General features: G+C 42.8%; 22 protein-coding genes and 2 tRNA genes. 13 read left to right on the top strand and 11 right to left on the bottom strand.

The features are described 5' to 3' along the window. Window positions 1-77: 77 nt before the first annotated feature. Window positions 78-500, top strand: a complete 423-nt coding sequence (locus CRG89_RS05025; RefSeq protein ID WP_158648731.1) for a M67 family metallopeptidase — start codon at window positions 78-80, stop codon at window positions 498-500. Here the strand turns inward: CRG89_RS05025 and CRG89_RS05020 are convergent. The 3 genes from CRG89_RS05020 to CRG89_RS05010 all read right to left on the bottom strand — a co-directional run bounded on the left by CRG89_RS05020 (window position 497) and on the right by CRG89_RS05010 (window position 4,765). Continuing rightward, a complete protein-coding gene (locus CRG89_RS05020) occupies window positions 497-2,545 on the bottom strand; it encodes a sodium-translocating pyrophosphatase (protein WP_103287221.1) in 2,049 nt (682 codons plus the stop codon). The two genes, CRG89_RS05025 and CRG89_RS05020, sit on opposite strands and share 4 nt — an antisense overlap. Before the next feature lie 665 nt (window positions 2,546-3,210). Continuing rightward, the gene (locus CRG89_RS05015) at window positions 3,211-3,714 is read right to left on the bottom strand and encodes a GTP-dependent dephospho-CoA kinase family protein (RefSeq protein ID WP_103287220.1); all 504 of its coding nucleotides are present in this window, start codon (window positions 3,712-3,714) and stop codon (window positions 3,211-3,213) included. Next, on the bottom strand, window positions 3,692-4,765 hold the full coding sequence (locus CRG89_RS05010; protein ID WP_103287219.1) for an Mrp/NBP35 family ATP-binding protein: 1,074 nt from the start codon (window positions 4,763-4,765) through the stop codon (window positions 3,692-3,694). The genes CRG89_RS05015 and CRG89_RS05010 overlap by 23 nt, the downstream gene beginning before the upstream one ends. Window positions 4,766-4,875: 110 nt before the next feature. Between CRG89_RS05010 and CRG89_RS05005 the strand changes: the two genes are divergently transcribed. The 4 genes from CRG89_RS05005 to CRG89_RS04990 all read left to right on the top strand — a co-directional run bounded on the left by CRG89_RS05005 (window position 4,876) and on the right by CRG89_RS04990 (window position 6,873). After that, the gene (locus CRG89_RS05005; RefSeq protein WP_103287927.1) at window positions 4,876-5,457 is read left to right on the top strand and encodes a DNA-directed RNA polymerase; all 582 of its coding nucleotides are present in this window, start codon (window positions 4,876-4,878) and stop codon (window positions 5,455-5,457) included. Continuing rightward, entirely contained in the window at window positions 5,457-5,642 is a 186-nt protein-coding gene (gene spt4, locus CRG89_RS05000) for a transcription elongation factor subunit Spt4 (RefSeq protein ID WP_197706727.1), read from the top strand. Before CRG89_RS05005 ends, spt4 begins: the two co-directional genes overlap by 1 nt. Window positions 5,643-5,736: 94 nt before the next feature. Continuing rightward, window positions 5,737-6,576, top strand: a complete 840-nt coding sequence (gene nadC, locus CRG89_RS04995; RefSeq protein ID WP_103287926.1) for a carboxylating nicotinate-nucleotide diphosphorylase — start codon at window positions 5,737-5,739, stop codon at window positions 6,574-6,576. Between the two features lie 93 nt (window positions 6,577-6,669). Further along, entirely contained in the window at window positions 6,670-6,873 is a 204-nt protein-coding gene (locus tag CRG89_RS04990; RefSeq protein WP_103287217.1) for a hypothetical protein, read from the top strand. 264 nt (window positions 6,874-7,137) lie between these two features. Here CRG89_RS04990 and nadA read toward each other — a convergent pair whose 3' ends face one another. Then, window positions 7,138-8,130 carry a quinolinate synthase NadA gene (gene nadA / locus CRG89_RS04985; RefSeq protein WP_103287216.1) on the bottom strand — a complete coding sequence of 331 codons (993 nt, stop codon included), beginning with the start codon at window positions 8,128-8,130 and terminating at the stop codon, window positions 7,138-7,140. 101 nt (window positions 8,131-8,231) lie between these two features. Beyond that, window positions 8,232-9,071: an aspartate dehydrogenase gene (locus CRG89_RS04980; protein WP_103287215.1), complete on the bottom strand. Its 840-nt coding sequence runs from the start codon at window positions 9,069-9,071 to the stop codon at window positions 8,232-8,234. A 63-nt stretch (window positions 9,072-9,134) separates the two neighbouring features. Between CRG89_RS04980 and CRG89_RS09120 the strand changes: the two genes are divergently transcribed. Together CRG89_RS09120 and CRG89_RS04975 are read left to right on the top strand one after the other, a co-directional pair. Continuing rightward, window positions 9,135-9,263, top strand: a complete 129-nt coding sequence (locus tag CRG89_RS09120) for a hypothetical protein (protein ID WP_269459691.1) — start codon at window positions 9,135-9,137, stop codon at window positions 9,261-9,263. After that, window positions 9,260-9,835 (top strand): endonuclease dU, encoded by a 576-nt coding sequence (locus CRG89_RS04975; protein ID WP_103287214.1) that lies wholly within the window; start codon window positions 9,260-9,262, stop codon window positions 9,833-9,835. The genes CRG89_RS09120 and CRG89_RS04975 overlap by 4 nt, the downstream gene beginning before the upstream one ends. A 27-nt stretch (window positions 9,836-9,862) precedes the next feature. Here CRG89_RS04975 and CRG89_RS04970 read toward each other — a convergent pair whose 3' ends face one another. Beyond that, on the bottom strand, window positions 9,863-11,374 hold the full coding sequence (locus CRG89_RS04970) for a B12-binding domain-containing radical SAM protein (RefSeq protein WP_103287213.1): 1,512 nt from the start codon (window positions 11,372-11,374) through the stop codon (window positions 9,863-9,865). 141 nt (window positions 11,375-11,515) lie between these two features. Then, window positions 11,516-11,621: transfer RNA gene (locus CRG89_RS04965), tRNA-Ala, on the bottom strand. 131 nt (window positions 11,622-11,752) lie between these two features. On the opposite strand from CRG89_RS04965, the gene CRG89_RS04960 reads away from it, so the two are divergent. After that, window positions 11,753-12,604, top strand: a complete 852-nt coding sequence (locus CRG89_RS04960; protein WP_103287212.1) for an FAD-binding oxidoreductase — start codon at window positions 11,753-11,755, stop codon at window positions 12,602-12,604. A 76-nt stretch (window positions 12,605-12,680) separates the two neighbouring features. Then, on the top strand, window positions 12,681-12,920 hold the full coding sequence (locus CRG89_RS04955) for a hypothetical protein (RefSeq protein ID WP_103287211.1): 240 nt from the start codon (window positions 12,681-12,683) through the stop codon (window positions 12,918-12,920). 118 nt (window positions 12,921-13,038) lie between these two features. Here CRG89_RS04955 and CRG89_RS04950 read toward each other — a convergent pair whose 3' ends face one another. After that, window positions 13,039-13,782, bottom strand: a complete 744-nt coding sequence (locus tag CRG89_RS04950; protein WP_103287210.1) for an SRPBCC family protein — start codon at window positions 13,780-13,782, stop codon at window positions 13,039-13,041. 69 nt (window positions 13,783-13,851) lie between these two features. On the opposite strand from CRG89_RS04950, the gene CRG89_RS04945 reads away from it, so the two are divergent. From CRG89_RS04945 to CRG89_RS04930, 4 genes are all read left to right on the top strand, one after another. Beyond that, a tRNA-Pro gene (locus CRG89_RS04945) sits at window positions 13,852-13,925 on the top strand. A gap of 114 nt (window positions 13,926-14,039) precedes the next feature. After that, the gene (locus CRG89_RS04940) at window positions 14,040-14,957 is read left to right on the top strand and encodes a branched-chain amino acid transaminase (RefSeq protein ID WP_103287925.1); all 918 of its coding nucleotides are present in this window, start codon (window positions 14,040-14,042) and stop codon (window positions 14,955-14,957) included. Window positions 14,958-14,962: 5 nt separating this feature from the next. Then, a complete protein-coding gene (locus tag CRG89_RS04935) occupies window positions 14,963-15,922 on the top strand; it encodes a Gfo/Idh/MocA family protein (RefSeq protein WP_158648730.1) in 960 nt (319 codons plus the stop codon). Between the two features lie 6 nt (window positions 15,923-15,928). Next, the gene (locus tag CRG89_RS04930) at window positions 15,929-16,159 is read left to right on the top strand and encodes a methytransferase partner Trm112 (RefSeq protein WP_103287208.1); all 231 of its coding nucleotides are present in this window, start codon (window positions 15,929-15,931) and stop codon (window positions 16,157-16,159) included. Window positions 16,160-16,463: 304 nt separating this feature from the next. On the opposite strand, the gene CRG89_RS04925 is transcribed toward CRG89_RS04930, so the two are convergent. The 3 genes from CRG89_RS04925 to CRG89_RS04915 are packed head-to-tail and all read right to left on the bottom strand — an operon-like array spanning window position 16,464 to window position 21,487. Further along, window positions 16,464-18,701, bottom strand: coding sequence for a DEAD/DEAH box helicase (locus tag CRG89_RS04925; RefSeq protein ID WP_197706729.1), 2,238 nt, complete (start codon window positions 18,699-18,701; stop codon window positions 16,464-16,466). A gap of 50 nt (window positions 18,702-18,751) precedes the next feature. Then, on the bottom strand, window positions 18,752-20,908 hold the full coding sequence (locus CRG89_RS04920; RefSeq protein WP_103287207.1) for a minichromosome maintenance protein MCM: 2,157 nt from the start codon (window positions 20,906-20,908) through the stop codon (window positions 18,752-18,754). A 30-nt stretch (window positions 20,909-20,938) separates the two neighbouring features. Continuing rightward, window positions 20,939-21,487: a DNA replication complex GINS family protein gene (locus CRG89_RS04915; protein WP_103287206.1), complete on the bottom strand. Its 549-nt coding sequence runs from the start codon at window positions 21,485-21,487 to the stop codon at window positions 20,939-20,941. Window positions 21,488-21,504: the final 17 nt, after the last annotated feature.

The following is a 21,504-nucleotide window of genomic DNA, read 5'->3' as shown; positions in this document are numbered from 1 at the left end:
CCTTAACCTAATCCCCTTTACCTTGCCTCTTATTATTATTATTATTTATGCTTATATTCCTCCATCATGGAGTATGTATGTTGGATAGCGTTGTTATAGAATTCAAGCAGTTAGAGGTGCTAAGGGGGTTAGCGGAGAAGGCTTACCCTTATGAAGCATGTGCCTTGCTGGCTGGTAGTGTGGAGGTTGATGGTTCATCAAATACATACAGGGTAAGGCTGGTTATAGAGGTTGATAATGCAGATATGTCAAGCATGAGCTTCAGCATAAGGGATGAGGATCTAATCAATGCTTATGAGATTATGAGTAGTAGTAATCTAGAATTGGTTGGGATATTTCATACACACCCATTCTCTAATGCATATCCATCTGGCAAGGACATCAAGTATATGCAGATCAACCCTGTTCCATGGATAATACTTGCAGGTGATGAGATCAGAGCCTTCATCATAGATGAGGGTAAAGGTGTTAAAGAATTGAGGTTGCTTATATCAGGTTAGATACCAACTACGCCAACGAATATAGGCACGAAGACTATTGCTACAGTGTTCAGCAGTTTTATAACAGTATTTAGAGCAGGACCTGCGGTATCCTTGTAAGGATCCCCTATAAGGTCGCCAACAACAGCAACCTCATGCTCAGGTGTATGCTTCTTCCCTATTATCTCTATGTACTTCTTTGCATTATCCCATGCACCCCCACTGTTAGCCATATGATATGCAAGGAATATCCCACTAACAACAGCGCCCATGAGTATGCCAGCAACTGCGCTTGGACCTAGCAGTACACCAAGCACTATAGGTGATGCTACAGTTATAATTGCAGGCTGGAACAACTGCTTTATGCTTGCTGCTGTAGCAATATCTATGCATCTAGCATAATCTGGCTTTGTCTTCCCTTCTAGTATGCCTGGGTTGTTCTTGAACTGGCTCCTAACCTCATCAACGAGCCTCATCGCTGCTCTATTCACTCCTGCAATCAACTGGCTTGATATGAAGAATGGTAACAACCCTCCAACTAGCAAGCCTATTATCACGTTAGGATTTGCTAGACTGTAATCAAGAACCTTATCAATGAATATGTTTGCTGCCTCATGCTGGAATGCCTGGATCATTGCTAGTGCTGCTAGACCAGCACTTGCTATAGCAAATCCTTTGGTTACTGCCTTTGTTGTATTCCCTATTGCATCTATCTGATCCGTTATCTTCCTATTCTCATCACCCATGCCAGTCATCTCAACTATACCTCCAGCATTATCGCTTATAGGCCCAAACGAGTCTATGCTGAGCACTATCCCAGCAAGACTGAGCATTGCCATGGCTGCTATAGCAGTACCATATATGCCCATCAATGGATCTTCTGTTACAGCATAGGTTATTGAGTAGGATATGGCTAGGGTAACAACTATGGCAATCATGAATGGCATCGTAGACCTCAAGCCAGAGATTATGCCAGCAAGCATGTTTGCTGCATAGCCCCACTTGGTTGACTCTCCTATATCCTTAACAGGTTTATACTTGTAGTTTGTGTAGTAATCTGTTATCCTCTGTATTATTGGTACAAGCACTACACCAACAACACTGGTAGCAAAGAGAGTCATTGCTAACATGCTAGAGCCCATGAGCAACTGTGTGAAGATTAGGTTTAGCACTATTGCTATCCCTGCACTTACCATGAATGCTGCACTCAACGGCTTCATTGGATCATCAATCCTTCTAGGTGTTACTGTAAGTGCACCTATGATTGATGCTATTAGCCCAGATGCACCTATAACTATTGGATACACTACAAGCATGTACTGATCCAACCCTGTTGATGGATCTATTGCTACAAGTGCACCTAGGAGCATTGCAGCCAAGAGAGTAACTATGTATGATTCATAGACATCTGAGCCCATGCCTGCAGCATCACCAACGTTATCCCCAACGTTATCTGCTATAGTAGCAGGGTTCCTTGGATCATCCTCAGGTATCCCAGCCTCTATCTTGCCTACTAGATCTGCACCTAGATCTGCAGCCTTTGTGAATATACCTCCTCCTGCTCTTATGAACAGTGCTATGAGACTTGCCCCTATCCCTACTCCTGCTATCATTATTGGCTCCCCATAGATTATGTAGAGCAGTGTTACACCTATCAATGCCATTGCAGGTATTGCAAGGCCTACTGTTGCTCCCCCTCTGAATGCTGTTACAAGCGTATAGCCTAAGCCCTTGGTTGTTGCTTGAGCAGTCCTAACAGCAGCCTTGACGGTTATCTTCATCGCTATAAGCCCTGCTATTGCTGATAGTGCAGCACCAACAGCAAATGCTATACCGTTTGAGATTCCAGATGCAAAGGATATTGCTATTGCTAAACCTATTGCTATAGGCATTATCGTTATGAACTCACGCCTCAAGAATGCTGATGCTCCTGCCCTAACAGCAGAGCTTATCTCCATCATGCTCTTGCTACCAGTGCTCTGCTTGCTAACCCATACTGCCATTGCTCCTGCTATGCCTAGTGATGCTACTGATGCCCCTATCGATAGCATAGAATCTAGATTCATTTTGAGTTAAAGGATAGAGGGAGGTTATATAAACTATCAGGATTAGCCCATCATCAAAGCTCTCCTCTAGCATTACCAAATCTTATAAGCCTTTTAACCTTTAGGGAAGAAGAGTATAACTAGTATGTTATTGATGCATTAGCAGTTCCCACGCTGGTTTTCAATCTACACCTTTATCTTCTCTACTAGTGTATCTACCTCTACCCTCGAACTCTTCCCGTATGCCTTACCATCACCTCCTATTCTCTACCCACAGTCAGTAGAGTATAGGTTCTATCTTGTTTATCCTTCCAAGACTATCAGATCTACCTTCATCATTATATCCTCCATCCTTTACTCCTTGCCCTCTATCATCCTTATGAGCTCTTCTAACCTTCTACCATCGTAGTGGTAGCCATAGGCCTTGCCATAAACTATCTTGTATATTCCAGTAGTACCAAGAAGCAGTCACTTTGCTCCAATCTCCAACTACATAGAAGAGGATTGCAATAACTGCTATGATGCATAGGCATCTCTAGCTATAATCAGCATACTCTATTCATACCAATATCCTATCTTCTATTCGCATACCTATTAGTGTGTTAGGGGTCAGCCTTCCTGCTACTATACAATCACAGATCATACAGCCACCGCCTCATCATCCCCACCAATACTTTGCATATCCATTATATAGGTAGTTTGCTTAAAAGATGCTTGAGCCTGCTCTTAATCTCCTCATCAACCCTTAGCAGTACAATCCCCTCCAATGGCTGGCCATAGAGGATGGTTGAGCCATCTGGTGCAAGCTTTAGCACAACAAGGCCTAGAAGATCCTCCTCTCCATCTACATACACCCTTACAGGCTTGTCAAGTGTTAATGCCTTCCTTATAGCATCTATTGCATCCTTGCTTACTGTTCCAGCAGGGTTTCTGCATCTAACCTCGCTCTTATGCATATGCTTGATCTCTGCCCTTGAGCCTCTCCTCTCCCTCCCATCTACTATCTGGATATCTGGTACAAACCCTAAAGCAATGAGCCTCTCTGTAGTTGCATCCCCCACGCTTATAACCAGCCTAGCATCCTTGAGAAGATGCTCTAGAATATCCCTGCTAACCCTGCTATCCTCTATGAGTAGGCCTAGAGGCCTCTTCAATATGCTGAGTTCATCACTGCTGAATGACACTTGCATCCTGCATCTCTGCTGCTATGATGCTAACCCTTCCAGCAACCCTTCTAGCAATCATCTCAACTGCTCTAGCATATGGTGACTCTGGCTCTAGAAGCATTATTGGCTTGCCAGTCTCACTCCCTTCCATGATGGATGTGTGAAGTGGTATCTCTCCAAGCAGTGGTGCACCAAACCTCTCCTCTATCTTCTCCTCGCTAGAATAACCAAAGACCCTGCTCTCCTTGCTGCAGTGAGGGCATATGAAGTAACTCATATTCTCTACAACTCCTATTATAGGGATGTTAAGCTTCTTGAACATGAGTGCTGACTTTCTTGCTATGTTCATTGCAACATCCTGAGGGGTTGTTACTATCACAACACCAGTTATAGGTATCGTTTGAGCAAGCGTTAAAGGTGCATCACCAGTGCCAGGAGGGAGATCGACTATGAGGTAATCAAGTTCTCCCCAGTCAACATCTGTTAAGAACTGTTTTATTATGCCAGAGATTATTGGCCCTCTCCATATACCAACGTTCTCCTCTCCTCTAGTAGTTACCAACCCCATGGACATAACCTTTATACCATGAACCTCTTGCGGCACTATCCTATTCTCACTGTTAACCATCAACCCTGGTGAAAGCCCAAGCATGAGAGGAACGCTAGGTCCATATATATCAGCATCAAGGAGCCCAACCCTTGCACCTGTGCTTGCTAGTGCATATGCTAGGTTTACAGCAACAGTACTCTTGCCTACACCTCCCTTCCCACTTGCTACTGCTATAACATTCTTTACACCAGCAAGTATCTCACTTGCATTAACAGCCCTTCCCTCCATCACTCTAGCAGTCACCTTTATAATAGGCTCAACACCTAACGCTTTAACCTTCTCCCTAACCTCCTGCTCTATCTCGCTATTGTATGGACATGCTGGGGTTGTAAGTTCTAGCGTGAATGTAACCTTGCTTCCATCTATGCTCAGATCCTTTATCATGCCCATGGAGACTATATCCCTGTTCAGTTCAGGATCCTTTATGCTCCTTAAAGCATTCATGACCTCATCTACAGTTACCATGAGCCCTCTATCCTTTTATGCTATTTAAATTATTCCAGTCTTTCTAGGAAGAACTCTCTATCTATCATTATCAAAAGGTTCATAAGGGTATGCTAGAGATAGTATATGGAATGTTTGCTATTGTGGAGATGGTAGATGTTGTTAGGATACCACCTCATAGGTTCAACACAAACCTAAAGGATGCTGCCCTAACCATACTCAAGGAGAAGTATGAGAGTATGATAAGCACTGAACTTGGCTATGTTATAATGATTATTGATGCTGATGTTAACCCTGTAGGCAAGGTAGTACATGGGGATGGTTCAACCTATCATAAGACAAGGTTCAGCATGCTAACCTTCTATCCAAACATACAGGAGATAGTAGAAGGGGAGGTTGTAGAGGTTACAGAGTTTGGTGCCTTTGTTAGGATAGGACCTACAGATGCATTGCTCCATCTCTCACAGATAATAGATGACTTCCTTAACGTTGATGTTAAGCAAGGGATGATAGTTGCAAGCAAGAGCAATAGAGTTCTAAGGATAGGCTCAACTGTAAGGGCAAGGATAACAGCTGTTAGCCTAAAAGGAGGTGCTATGGGCAAGATAGGTGTAACGTGTAGGCAACCATTCCTTGGTGCTGAGGAGTGGATAAGGGAGGATGTTAAGAAGGCTGAGCAGCAGAGGGCAAAGGTTGAGGAGGCGAAGCAGTGATGAAGGAGTATGCATGTAGAAGGTGCAAGGCAATAACAACAGGTAAGGTATGCCCTGTATGCAAATCAGCAGACCTCTCTGCTGATTGGTATGGTCTAGTGTTAATAGTGAACCCTGAAGAGTCTAGGATAGCAAGGCTCCTCAATATAACACAGAAGGGCAAGTATGCTATGAAGGTAACTTAGGTGGCTAGATCACTAACTAACTTAAATTTATGAATCTAATCACTTTTAATTAATAATGAAGTGATAGGCTACATGCTAAATGAAGGGAGGGAAGATGGATAGTAACTTGTTAACAAAGCTAAGGGGATTCATAGAAGAGGATGTAGGCACTGGAGATGTAACAAGCATCATAGTTGATGATAGGGTAGTAGAGGCAGAGATAGTATGCAAGGAGCATGCAGTGATAGCAGGGGTAGAAGAGGCAGTAGCACTCTTCAACCTTGTAAACTGCAATGCTGAGACCATGGTTAGGGATGGTAACGTTGTAGAGCCAGATACTGTAATAATGCATATCCATGGTAATGCTAGAGCAGTACTTGCTGTAGAGCGTACAGTGCTAAACCTGCTTATGCGTATGAGTGGGATAGCAACATGTACAAGGAAGTATGTTGAGATTGTAAAGAGCGTTAATCCAAATGTGAAGATAGCCTCTACAAGGAAGACTGCACCAGGGTTAAGGCTTCTAGATAAGAAGGCAGTTGCTCTGGGAGGAGGTTACATGCATAGGCTAGGCTTGTATGATATGGTACTCATAAAGGATAACCATTTGGCACTTGTAGGCTCTGTAGCCAAGGCTGTAAGGCTTGCAAGGGAGATGTATGGTAGCAGGTATAGAATAGAGGTTGAGGTTAGATCCCTTAAGGAGGCTCTTGAGGCTATTGAGAGTGGAGCAGATATGATAATGCTTGATAACCTTGCTGTTGATGATGTAGCAAAGATAGTAGATGAGTTGAAGGGTAGAGGGTTAAGGGATAAGGTTATGATAGAGGTATCTGGAGGTATAAATGAGGATAACATAAGGAGTTATGCAAGGCTTGATGTTGATATGATCTCAATAGGGAGGATAACACATTCAGCAAAGGCAATAGATATGAGTCTTGAGATTGTAATGTAACGCTAGGAGTATTTAATGAAAATATTATAATAATCCTGTAGGTAAGATGCTATCCATTTTTGATAAAGAAGGATATGCAGTTGTATAATACCTATGTTTAAACTGAATATGGCTGTAAAATACAAGATGGGTTATGTAGCACTAGGTATCTTAACAGTAGCAATACTTCTTGCATCAAATTATGTATATGCAGCTGCTGACGTTGTCCTGAATGTAGGACAGACTAAACCGGTGTCACTTGGTAAAGATGTTGAGCCTGGTAGTGTGAAATCGAGTGACCCAGAGATTCTTAGGTAAAAGAACAGACTAATGGGATTGGAGTTACTCTAGCTGTAATTACATGTAAGAAGGCCGGAGATGCTGCAATAATCTATAAAGATACAGGAGGAAAGGAGAAAACCGTAACAGTACATTGTTCACCTATGGTTATACCAGAGACACCTATAGGACTAATATCGTTAGTGGGTAGTTTACTGGGGGCATTATATATATTTAAGAGAGTTAGAAGACAATCGACAAATAACAATAGTATCTAACAGCCACATATTTATTTTAAATCAACTAATTTATGGCAAGCATCCTCTCTATTGCTCTCCTTGCCCTCCTTGCTGTCTCCTCTGGAACCTTAACCTCATACACCATATCCCTTAACGATCTATACACCTTATCAAGCGTTATCATCTTCATGTACTTGCATACAGCATCACTGCTTATGGGAATGAACTCCTTATCAGGGTTCTCCTTCCTCATCCTGTATAGTATGCCAACCTCTGTAGCAACTATAAGCCTCTTTGCACTAGTCTGTCTTGCATACTTCATCATCCCTTCTGTTGATAGGAACTTCACATTGCATGATATGCCATTACCATTGCCATTACCGTTAACTACACAACCATTACCATTACCGTTTCCAAAGTAGTACACCATAGAGGTTGTGCACCCACACTCTGGATGGATGAGGAACTCAGCATCCCTGTACGTCTTTAGCATCTCAAGCACTAGAGATGGTCTTATCCCAGCATGGACATGGCACTCCCCAGGCCATATGTAGATGTTCTTCCTCTTCGTAACCTCTGCAACATATGCGCCTAGGAACATATCTGGGAGGAATAGCACTGGTTTATCCTCTGGTATGCTCTTCACAACCTTAACAGCATTGCTTGATGTGCAGCAGTAATCGCACTCAGCCTTCACATCTGCACTTGTATTTATGTAGCATACAGTTACTGCATCTGGATGCTCCTTCTTCCATGCTCTCAACTGCTCAACAGTTATTGTTGAGGCTAGAGAGCATCCAGCCTCAAGATCTGGTATTAGCACTCTCTTATCTGGGCATATTATTGATGCTGTCTCAGCCATGAAGTGCACACCACAGAACACTATAACCTTTGCATCAGTACTTGCTGCCTTCTGCGATAATGCTAGAGAGTCGCCTATAAAGTCAGCAACATCCTGCACCTCTGGCAGTTGGTAGTTGTGTGCAAGTATCACAGCATCCCTCTCCCTCTTCAGCCTTGCTATCTCTTGCTTAAGATCAACCTCAACCCTATCCATTCCATGATCATCTCATCACATTTCTATTTAAGTGGATACAATAGATGCACCAATTGCATTTATATATGCAGATCAAAGCAAAATTTGCCATCTTGGTTGTATCATGTACCAATGCTTACCCTACCATTGCATGCTCTGCTCAAGCACTCTATTGCAGATAGAACTGCTAGATAACTTGTCTTTGGGTTGCTAGGGCTTGGAACGTTGCTTACCTTGAAGTAGAGTTCACCAAACTCACCTTTAGCATGTATCTCATGTATGTTCCTCCTTGCTCTAGGGTCTGCAACTATCTTAACCTTGGTCTTATCAGCCCCTATTCCTGCTATGCTAAGGATTGCAGCAACGTTAACATTTGCAGGGAAGAGTCTAACAGCCTCCCTTGCATAGCCATTGTATATAACCCTTGCCTTCTTCAACCCCTTCAAGTTCACCCTATGCTCCTTGAAGAATGGTGCACCAGTCAATGCTCTTGGATGCTTTGTAGTTGTTAGAGTAACCTCCTTGAGCATATGCTTAACACTCCTTATCGCATCTATCCCTGCTATTGCACCAGTTGGTAGATAAAGTCTTCTACCATGCCTCTCAAGTAATGAACACAACTCAGCATAGAATGTATCATCAAGGAGTGCACCAACACTCATGAGCATGATATCATTTCCATGTTCAACTATGCTCCTTGCATAATCCTTGACTGCCTGCTGGGAAGCAGCCTCAACTATGAGTTCTGTATCAGATGCAAGTAAAGCCTCTATGCTATCTGCTATCATTGGTCTCTTGTTTAGCCTACTTACCAATGTATAGGCTCTCTCCCTGCATGCATCATAAACAGCAACCAACTCAGCATTTACCCTGCTAGAGTCTATTGCAACTGCTATCTCAGAGCCTATTGCACCACAGCCTATCAGTCCAACCTTCCTCTTCTCTCTCTTACTACTCTCCATAATCTTAGTTATTTACTCATCATTAATATAGATAGGGTTAATAATATAGTAGGTAAGGTAACCATGATGGATCTTCAGATGCTTGCACTCTGGTCCATAATAACCATAACGTTCATGGTAGTTACTGGCTTTGTATACTCAAGGGTTATGAAGGGTAAGGTTGATGAGCATGAGCATGTGTATGAATCATGAGGCTCCATGTTGAGAAGAGGGCAATAAGGGCACTTGGAATAGCGGAGAGCTTTAGGAAGAATAGCACTAATGCTGTACTTGCTGGGGTTGTTATGCGAAGCGATCTTGTTATAGATGGGGTAGCATACTCTACTACAACTGTTAGGGGAGATGATGCAACGGATGCTGTTATAGGGCTTTACAGGGCGCTTGATAGGAATGATATAAATGTGATAATGCTTGGAGGAGTTGTGATAAGCATGTACAACATAATAGATCTTGATAGATTATATTCAACACTATCCCTGCCTATAATAGGCGTTACATTTGAGGAGTCTGAGGGGTTGGAAGAGCATATAATGCGTGCATTTCAAGGCGAGAAGGCTGAGATGAAGTTAGAAGCGTATAGGAGGCTAGGGTCAAGGGAGAAGGTTATACTCAAGACTGGGCATCATGTGTATATTAGGTGTGCTGGCACGAATATTAGGGTTGCAAAGCGAGCATTGAACAAGTTCCTACTACAAGGTGCTGTGCCAGAGCCTATAAGGGTTGCAAGGCTACTTGCTAGGGCAATGCTGAAGTATGCTAGATAATGATAAGAATAGTGCTATTCAACCAGTCTAGTTCAGGTATACACCAGCATACTTCTTTGCTCCATCCCTTATGAGCCTCAGCACATACCATGTACCTAACTTGCCAAATGCATTTGCTACCATCCTTGCAACTGGGCTGAAGTGCAGTGTGCCATAAGCCATCCATCTTGCTACTGTCTTTGCGTTGAGGTGCCAACATCTAAAGTAGAGTTCCCATTGTGCTCTACTCATCCTCTCTCCTTGAAGGGATCTACTAGGATCATGGTAATCTGTATAGAACATAGGTGCAACTACAGTTGCCATACCATCCAACTCCTTAACCAATTCTATAGTCTCTTTAACATCATCATCCTGCTCCCCTGGAAGACCAATTATGAGTGTGTTTGCAACGAAGAAGTAGTTCTCATTGAGCAACTTTATCCCTTCCCTAACTAGCCATGGCCACTCCTCTGGCGTGAATGGCTTTACCTTGTATGGCATATGCCTCCTTATTAGTGCTGGGGATGCAGTCTCTAGCCCTATCTGCACACCAGTCCACCTACTAGCGTTGAAGTTGTTTATCTCCCTTATCTTTGCTATGCATTCTGGATCAGCCATGGCTGATGAGAATGTAAGATGTATTGCAGCAACGTAGTTAACGTTGGGGAGAGACTTGAGTTCGCTGAAGAGATGCACTATAGCATCCCTGTTTGGTCTCATCTCACTGTTATCAAGTCCGTAAAGGAGTATCTCTTCTGATTGAAGCCATATACTAGTTATCCCATACCTAAGGTTTATACTTGCCTCTTCCTTAAGCCTCTCAACAGGGAAGTCCCTCTTCATCCTAAGGTTTGGGTCACAGAAGTCACAGCCTCTCCCACATCCCCTCATTGCCTCTATACATCCATTGGTTGTAGGTCCTGGTATGTATGGTATATCCATTATAGTGTTTGTCCTTGTGAATATAACCTCCCTTGCCCTTCCCTCAACAATATCCTTGCATATATCTCCTATCTTATCATCCACTTCCCCTATAACAACATGATCTATACCATAATCCTCCCTCTCCTTGCTGCTGAATGAGAACTGCCATGCACCAGAGCCTCCAACAACAACCTTGAACCTGTAGCCCTTCATCTCCCTAAGGTTCTTCAACCTGTAGCATAGGTTCCTGAACGAGATCCTGTTTATTGGGGTCATCTTCCCCTGAGTAAGTGCTGATGGAACAGGTCCAATGCCTCTAGGATCCATTACATTCAACCCTACAATCTCAGTACCTTCCCCTATAGCCTTCTCTATGTGATCTGGATGCGCTATGAATACCTCATCCCTTCCATATTCTTTCAGTAACCCTCCCTCAACCCTCCTCAAGCCTAAGGGTGCAACCATTGCTTCTCCAGTAGCCTTATTGAACTCTACACTTGGGCAGAAGATGCTCTTGTATATGAACGGTGGTATCTTCTCTGCAGGGAATGTTGCTATGAAGCCAAAGAGCATGTTATCCCTATAGTGTGACATCAACGTCCTATCTGCACTAAGCACGATCCTCTTACCCTTCATACCATCTAATCTACATCTATATCTTATAAATATTACAAGAGATAGAGGTATAAGAATTGTAAATAGTCAACCTATATAGGTGATAATTGCTTGATCATAGTTGATTTTTATATCGTGTATGCTTATTGCCATCAATTTATATGGTGGACCGGGCGGGATTTGAACCCGCGACCTTTCCCATGCCACGGGAATATCCTACCAGACTAGACGAGTGGCCTGCTGTAGAGTATTGTACAGCAACCGGCCCGTTACTTACCCCATCATCAGTTATTCCATTACCCGATCCAGATAGACTTTGCTGTACCTTCTTAATCTTTCTTTCTCTTGAATAGTTCAATATATTTAAATACCCTTCATCATAAGTTTAGTGGAAAGGAGTTGGTGACAGATAACAAAGGTGTGATATCATTCATAAGGCTATACACTGAGGATCTAGGGATATTCAGGATAAAGCCAGTTGAGGGGCAAGTGCCAGACTTTAGAGCAGGACAGTTCGTTACTCTAGGCTTACCAGTGAAGAGCGAAGGAGGTAAGATAGTTAGGAGAGCATACTCTATAGCCTCGCCTCCAGAGCAGAAGAAGTACTTCGAACTCTACATAAGGTGGGTTAGGAAGCCAGTACCTGGGAGGTTCACAACAGAACTCTTTGAGAGGAAGGAAGGGGATGAGATACTCTGGCTAAAGCCTACAGGGCCATTTGGGCTTGTGGATAGATGGCCAGATGGAAGGAAGGAGGAGAGGCGTATAGTTATGATTGCAGGAGGCACTGGGTTAGCACCATTCATAAGCATGACTCTACACCTAAAGGCTCTTAGGGATAAGAGGGAGATAGTTGTGCTTCATGGTGCAAGTTACGTTACAGAACTTGGTTATAAAGAACTGCTAACACAGTTGGAAGAGGAGAGTATAGATGGGAAGGATAGTTCGTGGAGGTTCAGATACAGAGCAAGTATAAGCAGGCCAGATGAGTTCCTGAATAGGAGTTGGGGAGGGCACAAAGGTAGGGTAGAGACATTCCTCAAGAACGATCCTTCTACAGGCAAATCACCACTTGAGGAACTGGTTGGAGAGAAGATAACGCCAGAGAATACCATGTTCTATGTGTGTGGATGGCAGGGCACTGTGGATGGTGTACTCCAGTACCTCAAGCCTCTAGGCTTCATAGAGGAGAAGGAGAGGAACAAGAGGGCTGATAAGACATTCGATGTAAGGTATGAATCATATGGTTGATAACTGACTCTTACTATTAAGAAATTCCGCAAAACTTTTAATTTAATTCCTTGTATTATTACCTAAGGTGAGACGTATGTCTGCACCCATGATAAACTTGGATAGCAAGAATATACTGAATAAGCCAGTAATCACCAGCGATGGTTATTTGAGAGGCCATATAGTTGGACAGACTGATAAGGAGTTGGTGCTGATGGAGGGTACATGGAGGGTACGCAGGTACAACATACCCAAGACACTAGTCACCAACTTCGATGGTAGTTACATCTATCTCTCCATACCAGACAAGGAGTTAGAGAAGTATAGGACAAAGTAATTACTGGATAATTGTAGAGCATAAGCAAGGTATATAACAACACCTTTATTTTATTATAATAATATCATTAATAGATCATCTTTACTCATCTTTTCTTAATCATAACCCTCCTCTTCCATTATTCTACTGCATCTAATCTGTCCTCCACAAACCTTGCCAGTTCCTTCATGACTCCTTTTATCTGCTGCTCTACCTTATGCCTTATATGGAAGCCGAAGACCCTTGCCAATGGTTCCTTTATCTTTATATCTGCAATAACCATCACCTGTGTACCCTCACTAGCCTCAGTGTAGGTCTCAGTTATCCTACTCCCTTCTAGATAGCCAGAGAGTATCTCAACCTCATGTACTGCTGGAGGATACACTATATGCCTGCTTATCTGCTTTATAGATAGATTATCTATGGTAATCTCCTCCTCAGTTACAGTCATGTTATCACTACTACTCCTTATGCTTATACTCTTAAAGTATGATGGGAACAACTCTGCAAGATGCTCATAATCAGTAACGATATTGAATACATCCTTCCTTGATGCCCTTATAAGTGATGATAATGCTAACCTGAACCTATATCCTTCTCTATAGCCTAGTTCAAATGCCCTATCAACAGCAAGTACGTATATCCTACCAAAGGTTATCTTATCATCGCCAAGGAGTAACTGTAGTACTTCATCAACATACTCATCTTCAACCACAAATTCTATCTTTATGGATATTAGAGATCTAGCATCCTCCTCCTTTGTGTGCAGATTAACAAGTTCTGATGACGTAACATGCAGACTCTTGATATGCTCTATAAGGGCTAGACGCTCAACAACATGGTGTAGAGAATCTCTACTCAATACAATCTCTAACTTCTTCACCCTTGCTCTCTTTATCTTATCATGTAAGATTATTTAGGTTTATGTGCTCTTGTAGAAATGCTGATAGGAGGGAGCGTGGCCTAGCATGGAATGGCACCAGTCTCGGGCACTGGAGGTCGTGGGTTCAAATCCCACCGCTCCCATGCATAGATCTATGCTAATTGGATGGTGTAATAAGTACACTACACCAGCATGAACAGCAAGCATCTAACTCTTCTTCAATACCCTTTTATATCCATGCTCTCTGCATTAGAGCAATGAGGCTGGAGGAGTATGCATACGTTTGGCTTGATGGTAAGATTGTGGAGTATGAGAATGCAAAGGTTCCATTGATGACCCATGCGCTCCACTATGGCACTAGCGTGATAGAGGGTATAAGGGCATACAAAGCAAAGGACAACCTTTACATCTTCAGGCTTGAGGATCATATAAAGAGGCTCTTCAGATCTGCAAGCATACACTCCATACCGTTAAGGCATTCTGTGAAGGATGTTATCGATGGTGTTGTGCAGATGCTAAGGAAGAACGATGTTAGAGACTCTTGCTATATAAGGCCTATAGCATTCGTTGGCTTGCATGGCATAGATCTATACGTTAGGGAGGATTCACCATCACACATAGCCATAGTAGCATTCAAGTTCGATCAGTACTTCAACTCAAATGGGATAAGGGCATGCATCTCCTCATGGAGGAGGATAAACGATCTCTCACTCCCTCCATTGGCAAAGGCTGGGGCAAACTACCTCAACTCTGTACTTGCAACACAGGAGTGTAGGAGGAGAGGATACGATGAGGCTATACTGCTTGATAGCAATGGTATGGTTAGTGAGGCGCCTGGAGAGAATGTATTCCTTGTAAGGAATGGTAGGATAGTTACACCATCTCTAGCATCATGCGTGCTAGAGGGTATAACTAGGGATACAGCGATGAGGATAGCAAGGGATATGGGTTATGTTGTGGAGGAGAGGAATATACCTAGAAGTGAGTTGTATGTTGCAGATGAGGTATTCCTTACAGGCACAGCAGCAGAGATAACCCCTGTTATAAGCATAGATGATCACATAGTAGGAGATGGTAAGGAAGGTAAAGTGACTAGGAGTATAAGGGAGATCTATGCAAAGACAGTTAGGGCAGAAGTCAAGGCATACATGGACTGGCTCACACCAGTCTGGTGAGAACGTTGAGGTTATGTGTTGTAGGGGCTGAAGGAGGGGTTGATTATGCTAGAGCACTAAGCAGGTTTGATGCTCTTACATGTATTTACGATATGGATGTGAATAAGGCAAAAGAGTTTGCATCTATGTATGGTATATCATACTACACCTCGCTTGAAGAGATGATAGCATCGAAGCCTGATGGTTTAGTCATTGCAACACCAGCAGACACCCATCTTAGCATAATAGCAAGTGTGATAGAGCAATGCAAGAACATATTCCTTGTAAGACCTGTAGGAGGCTCATTCAGGGAGTGCAGAGAGATAGTTGCAATGGCTAAGAAGAGTAAGGCAATGTTGGTTCCAGGATACATAGAGAGGTTCAACCCTCTACTTAATAAGACTAGGGAGGTTGTAGATAGCAGGAGGTATGGGCGCATACTTTTGCTTGAGATACAGAGCGGGATGATGAAGAGTAAGAGGTTCAACTCTAGCCTACTTTACGATGTTGCTCTAGATGATATAGATGCTGCACTGTATATGCTTAATGCATATCCAGATACTGTATTTGCAGTTGGTAGCATGGAGAAGGCTATAGCAATAACACTTGGATTTAGGGATGGTAGAGTAGCATGTATAACCTCCAATAACATCAAGAGGTTCAGGAGGATTACAATAACCATGGAGAATGGAATGGTTAGATGTGATCTTGTAAGACAGGAGATAGATGTAGATGGTGATAGCGGTAGTAACTATGTTATAAAGATGGAGGAGAGGGAAGAGCCTATATCATCAGCAATGCGCAACTTCATAGATGCTATAGAGGGAAGAGATAAGCCAAAGGTTAGCGTTAATGATGCCTTGCTCATAGAGAAGGTTGCTGATTCAGCACTGCTATCAAGCAGAATTGGGTCACAGATATACATACATATTCAACAGGATGATGTTGTTAATAGTAGTAGTAACAGTAGTAGTGGTAGTGGTTGAGCATTGATGAGACGTTGGCTCCTCGATATACTTGTATGCCCAATAGATAAGAGTGATCTGCAGTTGAGGGTATTTGATGAGAGCAATGATGAGATAATGGAAGGTGTGCTAATCTGTTCAAGATGCAAGAGACTATATCCAATAATAAAAGGCATACCAGTACTCCTTCCAGATGAGTTGAGAGATAAGAGTGTTGAACAAGAGTTCTATAACAGATGGAAGGATAGACTTGTATGATATACATATGTGGTATATGAGTGTTAATCATACTCATATTAGTTTGATTACAGTTATTAAGCCTAATCTTTAATATGATGAACAGCTGTTGCTAGTAGTATCTGCTTTATCATCATAGTAAGAAGATATGTATCTGGTAAAAATTAGCAATCTGATAAAAGTTAACAATAATAACCACAGGTATAAGCATAAGATGAATGCAGATATGGAAGAAAGTTTATACTAAGATGAGCAATAACACCATCTACAATAGAGTATGGCTAAATTAACCACATAATTAATAGAAGAAGCAGATGACAAAACTCTACTTCTTGCTCAATAACCTTGATGCCTCCTCCCTTATCCTTGATGCTAGTGTGTAGCCTATACCCCTTACAGATGCAAGCCTTGACTCTGAAGCATCTGCTATACTCTTCAGATCATGGAAGCCAGCATTGTAGAGTGCCCTTGCCCTAACCCTTCCTATACCTTCAAGCCTAACGAGTTCAAGCAACTCCTCCTTGACACCATGCTCAACCCTTGCCCTCAGCCTCTCTATTGTAGAGAGAAGATGCTTCTTGCCTAGCAGTAAAGCAAGCTCATACATCGAGTAGAGCAACCAATCTGCACTATCAACCATTCTATACATATCACCAGGCTCAACACCAAGGTTAAGTAGATGCTTATCACTATACTCCTCTATCCATGCGTATAGTGCTAGAAGGCTTCTAGAGATGCTATGCTCATCCACTTCATATATGAACTTATCACCATACTCATCTATGAGCATCTTAACCTCATCAACATCACTACTCCTCAACTGCAACTTAGGATAGAAGTCTGGGCACTCAGTTATGAGATGAAGTAGTGCTAATGTTAGATCCTTATCCTTTACCCTCTTTATCCTTGTAAGAGCATCCCTTATGAGTACTGCAGTCTCTGGATCTATGTAAAGCATAGCAACCCTTCTTCCAAACCTTGTTGCCCTTAACACTCTACTACCATTGCCATTCTCCTCATCCTTATCATTATCCCTATCCACATTCTTCCTACCATCCCTACCAATACCTAACTCTTCAACCAACCCTTCAACAACAAGATACTCCAACGCTGATTCGAACTTTGGGGTTATGTACCTTGCACTGTACTGTCTTGCTAGCAGTGTATGTGCAAACAGATCGTTCAGATCTTTAATGCTAATACTATCACTCATTGCTATAGATGCAAGTACATGCATCCTTAACATCCTCTCATCTACAAGCGTTGATCTCAACGGCTCTGGCTCCCCATTTATGTAGTGCTCTATCAACTCATCAACATCATGTGAACCTGCAACTATTATAGCCTCTCCATGTGTATCGTACTTTGGCCTTCCTGCTCTACCACACATCTGCTTGTACTCATTTACAGTTATGCTCATGTTTGCACCATACTCCATATCATACCTGCTTATGCTTGATATTATTACCCTCCTTGCTGGAAGGTTTACCCCAGCAGCAAGTGTTGGTGTAGCAGTCAGTATCTTCAACGCTCTATCCCTGAACGCATCCTCAACTATCCTCCTTGCTATAGGACTCAACCCAGCATGGTGGAATGCTACACACCTGCCCATAACCTCTGCTAACCTCTCTGCAAGTTCGTTACCATCCTTCTCTATCAACTCATCTATGTATGGCTTTATCTTAGCCTTATCACTATCTCCTATCATAGACCTTATGGCCTCTGCTGCCTTCAATGCTAGAGAGACTGCCTTCTTCCTACTCTCAGCAAATACCAATGCTTGACCCTCATCCTTGAGGGCATCTATGGCAAGGTCTATGGAGGCTCCATATGCACTTGTTGCTATCTTTGTAGTAGTACCATTGCTGTAATGTATTAAACCATGTGAGTATACACCCTCAACAAGCTTAGTTGGCCTCCACTCTGTGTTTATAAGGATAGAGTTTAGCCATGATGCTATCTCCTCAGCATTGCTTACAGTAGCACTAAGGGCAAGCACCTGTGCATTACTCATAGATGTTCTAGCAAGCATCATCTCAAGTGTTGCACCCCTCTCCCTATCTGCAAGCATATGAACCTCATCAAACACAAAGAGTCCAACATCGCTTATCCATGATGCCCTATGCCTGAAGAGTGAGTCCATCTTCTCATTTGTAGTTATTATTATATCTGCACTGCCTAACTCCTCTCCACTAGAATCATAATCACCAGTTGAGATCATAACCCTAACCTTACTGCTCCTACCATTGAATGCAAGGCTCTCTAACAATCTAAACTCATCATACTTCTCATTTGCAAGAGCCCTTAATGGAGTAGTATACACAACCTTGCTACCATGCTCCAATGCTCTAACACTTGCTATCATTGCTATCAGTGTCTTACCACTTGCTGTTGGTGTTGCTATAAGCATGCTCTTGCCATCAAGTAGCCCTGCCTCTATAGCCTCCTGCTGTGGTGGGTAGAGTGTAGAGTAGCCCAAACTATTCAGAAGATCCTTGAACTCCTTGCTTATGGGCAAGTCTTTGATGAGCATGCTACCAACTGAACCATCCTTATTGCTCATCCATCCCCACCATCAACTATAGATAGATAGCAAGAGAGAAGAGGTTAGACTCAAGCCCTCTTGTAGAAGCCCTGTCTAACCTCATATATTATGCCTTGAGCATTTGCCTTCCTTATCCATTCTCTAGCCTCATCCTCTGTGAACTTGCCTGTCTTTGCAAGTTCTGTTACAAGTGCTTGCTCCTCAACAGGGTTCTGATCCTTGCCAGATAATGCGTTGAATACATCAAGGAAGAGTTGCATCTTACTCCTCTCACTAGATGGCATACCATGCAATACGCCTAGATCAACCTTCCCTGTCTTCACATCTATACCAACCTTGTTTAGCATAACATTGAATATGTATATGGCTCTCTCAGCATCCTCTACAGTAACAGTATTCCTTAGCATGAGCCTTGCTCGTGCAGTTGCAAGCCTTATGAGTGCCTCCAACTGCCTTGCAGTTATAGTTATTGCATCAGGGCTTGCATTTGCCCTCATCTGCATATAGTACTCAAATATTCTATCCTCAGCCTCCTTGCTAAGCAAGGGGTTGAACCTCTTTGCATATGCTAGGTATTTGCGTAGAAGATCTATGGGTATTGGTGGGAGATGCTCATAGCCTATACGCCTATGTATGCCAAGTATATGCCTTGCTAGATTTGCATCCCCCTCCTTGCTTGGCTCATCCCTTATAGCAAAGATTAGGTCGAACCTTGTGAGCAATGGTATAGGTAGGTTAACATTCTCTGTTATATTCCTGTATGGATCGTACTTGCCTAGTATTGGGTTTGCTGCTGCAAGTATGCTTGTTCTAGCATTGAGTGTAGCAACTATACCACCCTTTGCTACAGAGCATGTCTGCTGCTCCATAACCTCGTGCAGTGCACTCCTATCCTCTGCCCTCATCTTATCCAACTCATCTATACAGACTAGGCCTTGGTCTCCAAGCACCACTGCCCCTGCCTCTAGCATCATCATCCCACTCTTATCCCTAATAACAGCAGCAGTCAAGCCAGCAGCAGTGCTACCTCTTCCTGAGGTGTACAAGCCTCTAGGGGCTATCCTTGCTGCATACTTGAGTAACTCGCTCTTTGCTGTACCAGGGTCACCTACAAGGAGTATATTTATATCACCCCTCAACTTTGTAGCATCCTCCAACTCCCTCTGAGGAGAGCCTACTATCTGGAGGAGTATAGCCTCCTTTATTATCTCATGCCCATATATATGGGGGGCAAAGGAGGAGATGAGCAGATCGTATACATCTGGCCTAGATGCTATCCTCTTTATCTCCCTCTCATCATCATCGCTTATGATGAACCTACCATCACTCCTAGCAGATGCATCCTTGACACCATCTCTACTTGCTAAGAACTCTATGTTGTTGCCTTCTATCCTTATCCTGAACAATGGTACATCCATCCTACTACTCTCAAGATCCTTCTCAACATCAACTATGCCTGTAAGTATTATCCTATCCCCAGGCCTTGCATTATCAACCAAATCATGAATTAGCATAACATCTATGTGATATGGGAGTTGGCCTGGAGGAAGGTCCTCTGGCAACTCTTGAAGCCTTATCATCTGGATGTTGCTGAACTTGCTCTTCTCAATATCCACACTTATCTCCGCACCACACTTCTTGCATGTTAATGCTCCCCCTCTCCTCTCATCCCTGTCTTCACCTTCTTCACCTTTCTTATTGCTATTACTACCACTGCTACCCTTTCTCTTCCACCTCTGATAATCTATCCTGCTTATGTAACCATCATGCTCATTAACACATCTATAGTAGTATCTTGAGATGAATGGTTTAACCTCTGATGCTCTAACAACCATGCCAGCTGTGCTTATCAACCTGCCTATGAGATCTGCATCTATGTCACGCATCTTCACCTGATATGGATAGTTGGATATCCTAACTATTATCTCATCCTTTATGCTATCAGCATACTTTGCATCAACCTCCTTAAGTACATCATAAACTGCATTGCTGAACTCCTTCAGCACAGCACTAGGCTCCTCAGCAAGTCTAGTTATTACATCCTGATTGTATAATGCAAGATCGTTATGATCAACGGTTATTGACTTTGAATCTTTTATCTTCAGCGTCTCTATCTGCTCTCTGTACTTGTATACACCGTTTGCATCCCTGAAGCCCTTGATGAACTCAACTATCTCATCGTATATGCTCCTTATTACAGTGTTATCGTTAAGCATGTCACTCATGGCATCATCATCCTCCTCCCTTCTACCCCCTCACCTCTTCACCTCCTCACTACCATCTAGCATGTAGCCTCTGAATATACTAACAGCATCATACAATGCCCTAAATAAGGCTCTCTCTTCAACACTTAACCTCTGCTCTATCTCAGGGGTTATGTTTGATGATGTAACCCTTAACTTGCCTGAGTAGTCCATTATCTTCTTGAGCCTAAGTGTTACTATATCTTGAAGGGATACCATAAGCCTATCCCTGTTTGCAACGTTCTGCCTTGATATGAACTCCTTCAAGCCTATGTAGAAGTCATGCTTTACAGCAGTTAACTGCTCCCCTGCTATCTTCTCCCTACTCAATGCTCTAAGCAGTTCTATACCCATATCCTGCTCCTGAACATCTGCAATACCATTAGCATGAAGTATCCTTGCAAGCCATCTTGGGAGCATCTTGCTCTCATCCTCGCTAGCCTCAAGCATCATGTTGAGCATGTTTATCTTTATACCCTTTCTGAACCTAACCTTTATGGGCTCAAGCATGTAGCCTATAGCATATATCCTTGCTATAGTGCCTATATCCATCCTATACATACCTTCTCTAATTAATA

This window comes from Candidatus Nitrosocaldus islandicus (assembly GCF_002906215.1).
In the GTDB taxonomy this organism is placed as follows: domain Archaea; phylum Thermoproteota; class Nitrososphaeria; order Nitrososphaerales; family Nitrosocaldaceae; genus Nitrosocaldus; species Nitrosocaldus cavascurensis.
Note: the sequence above shows the minus strand (reverse complement) of the source record. Positions and strands in the feature narration are given on the sequence as shown.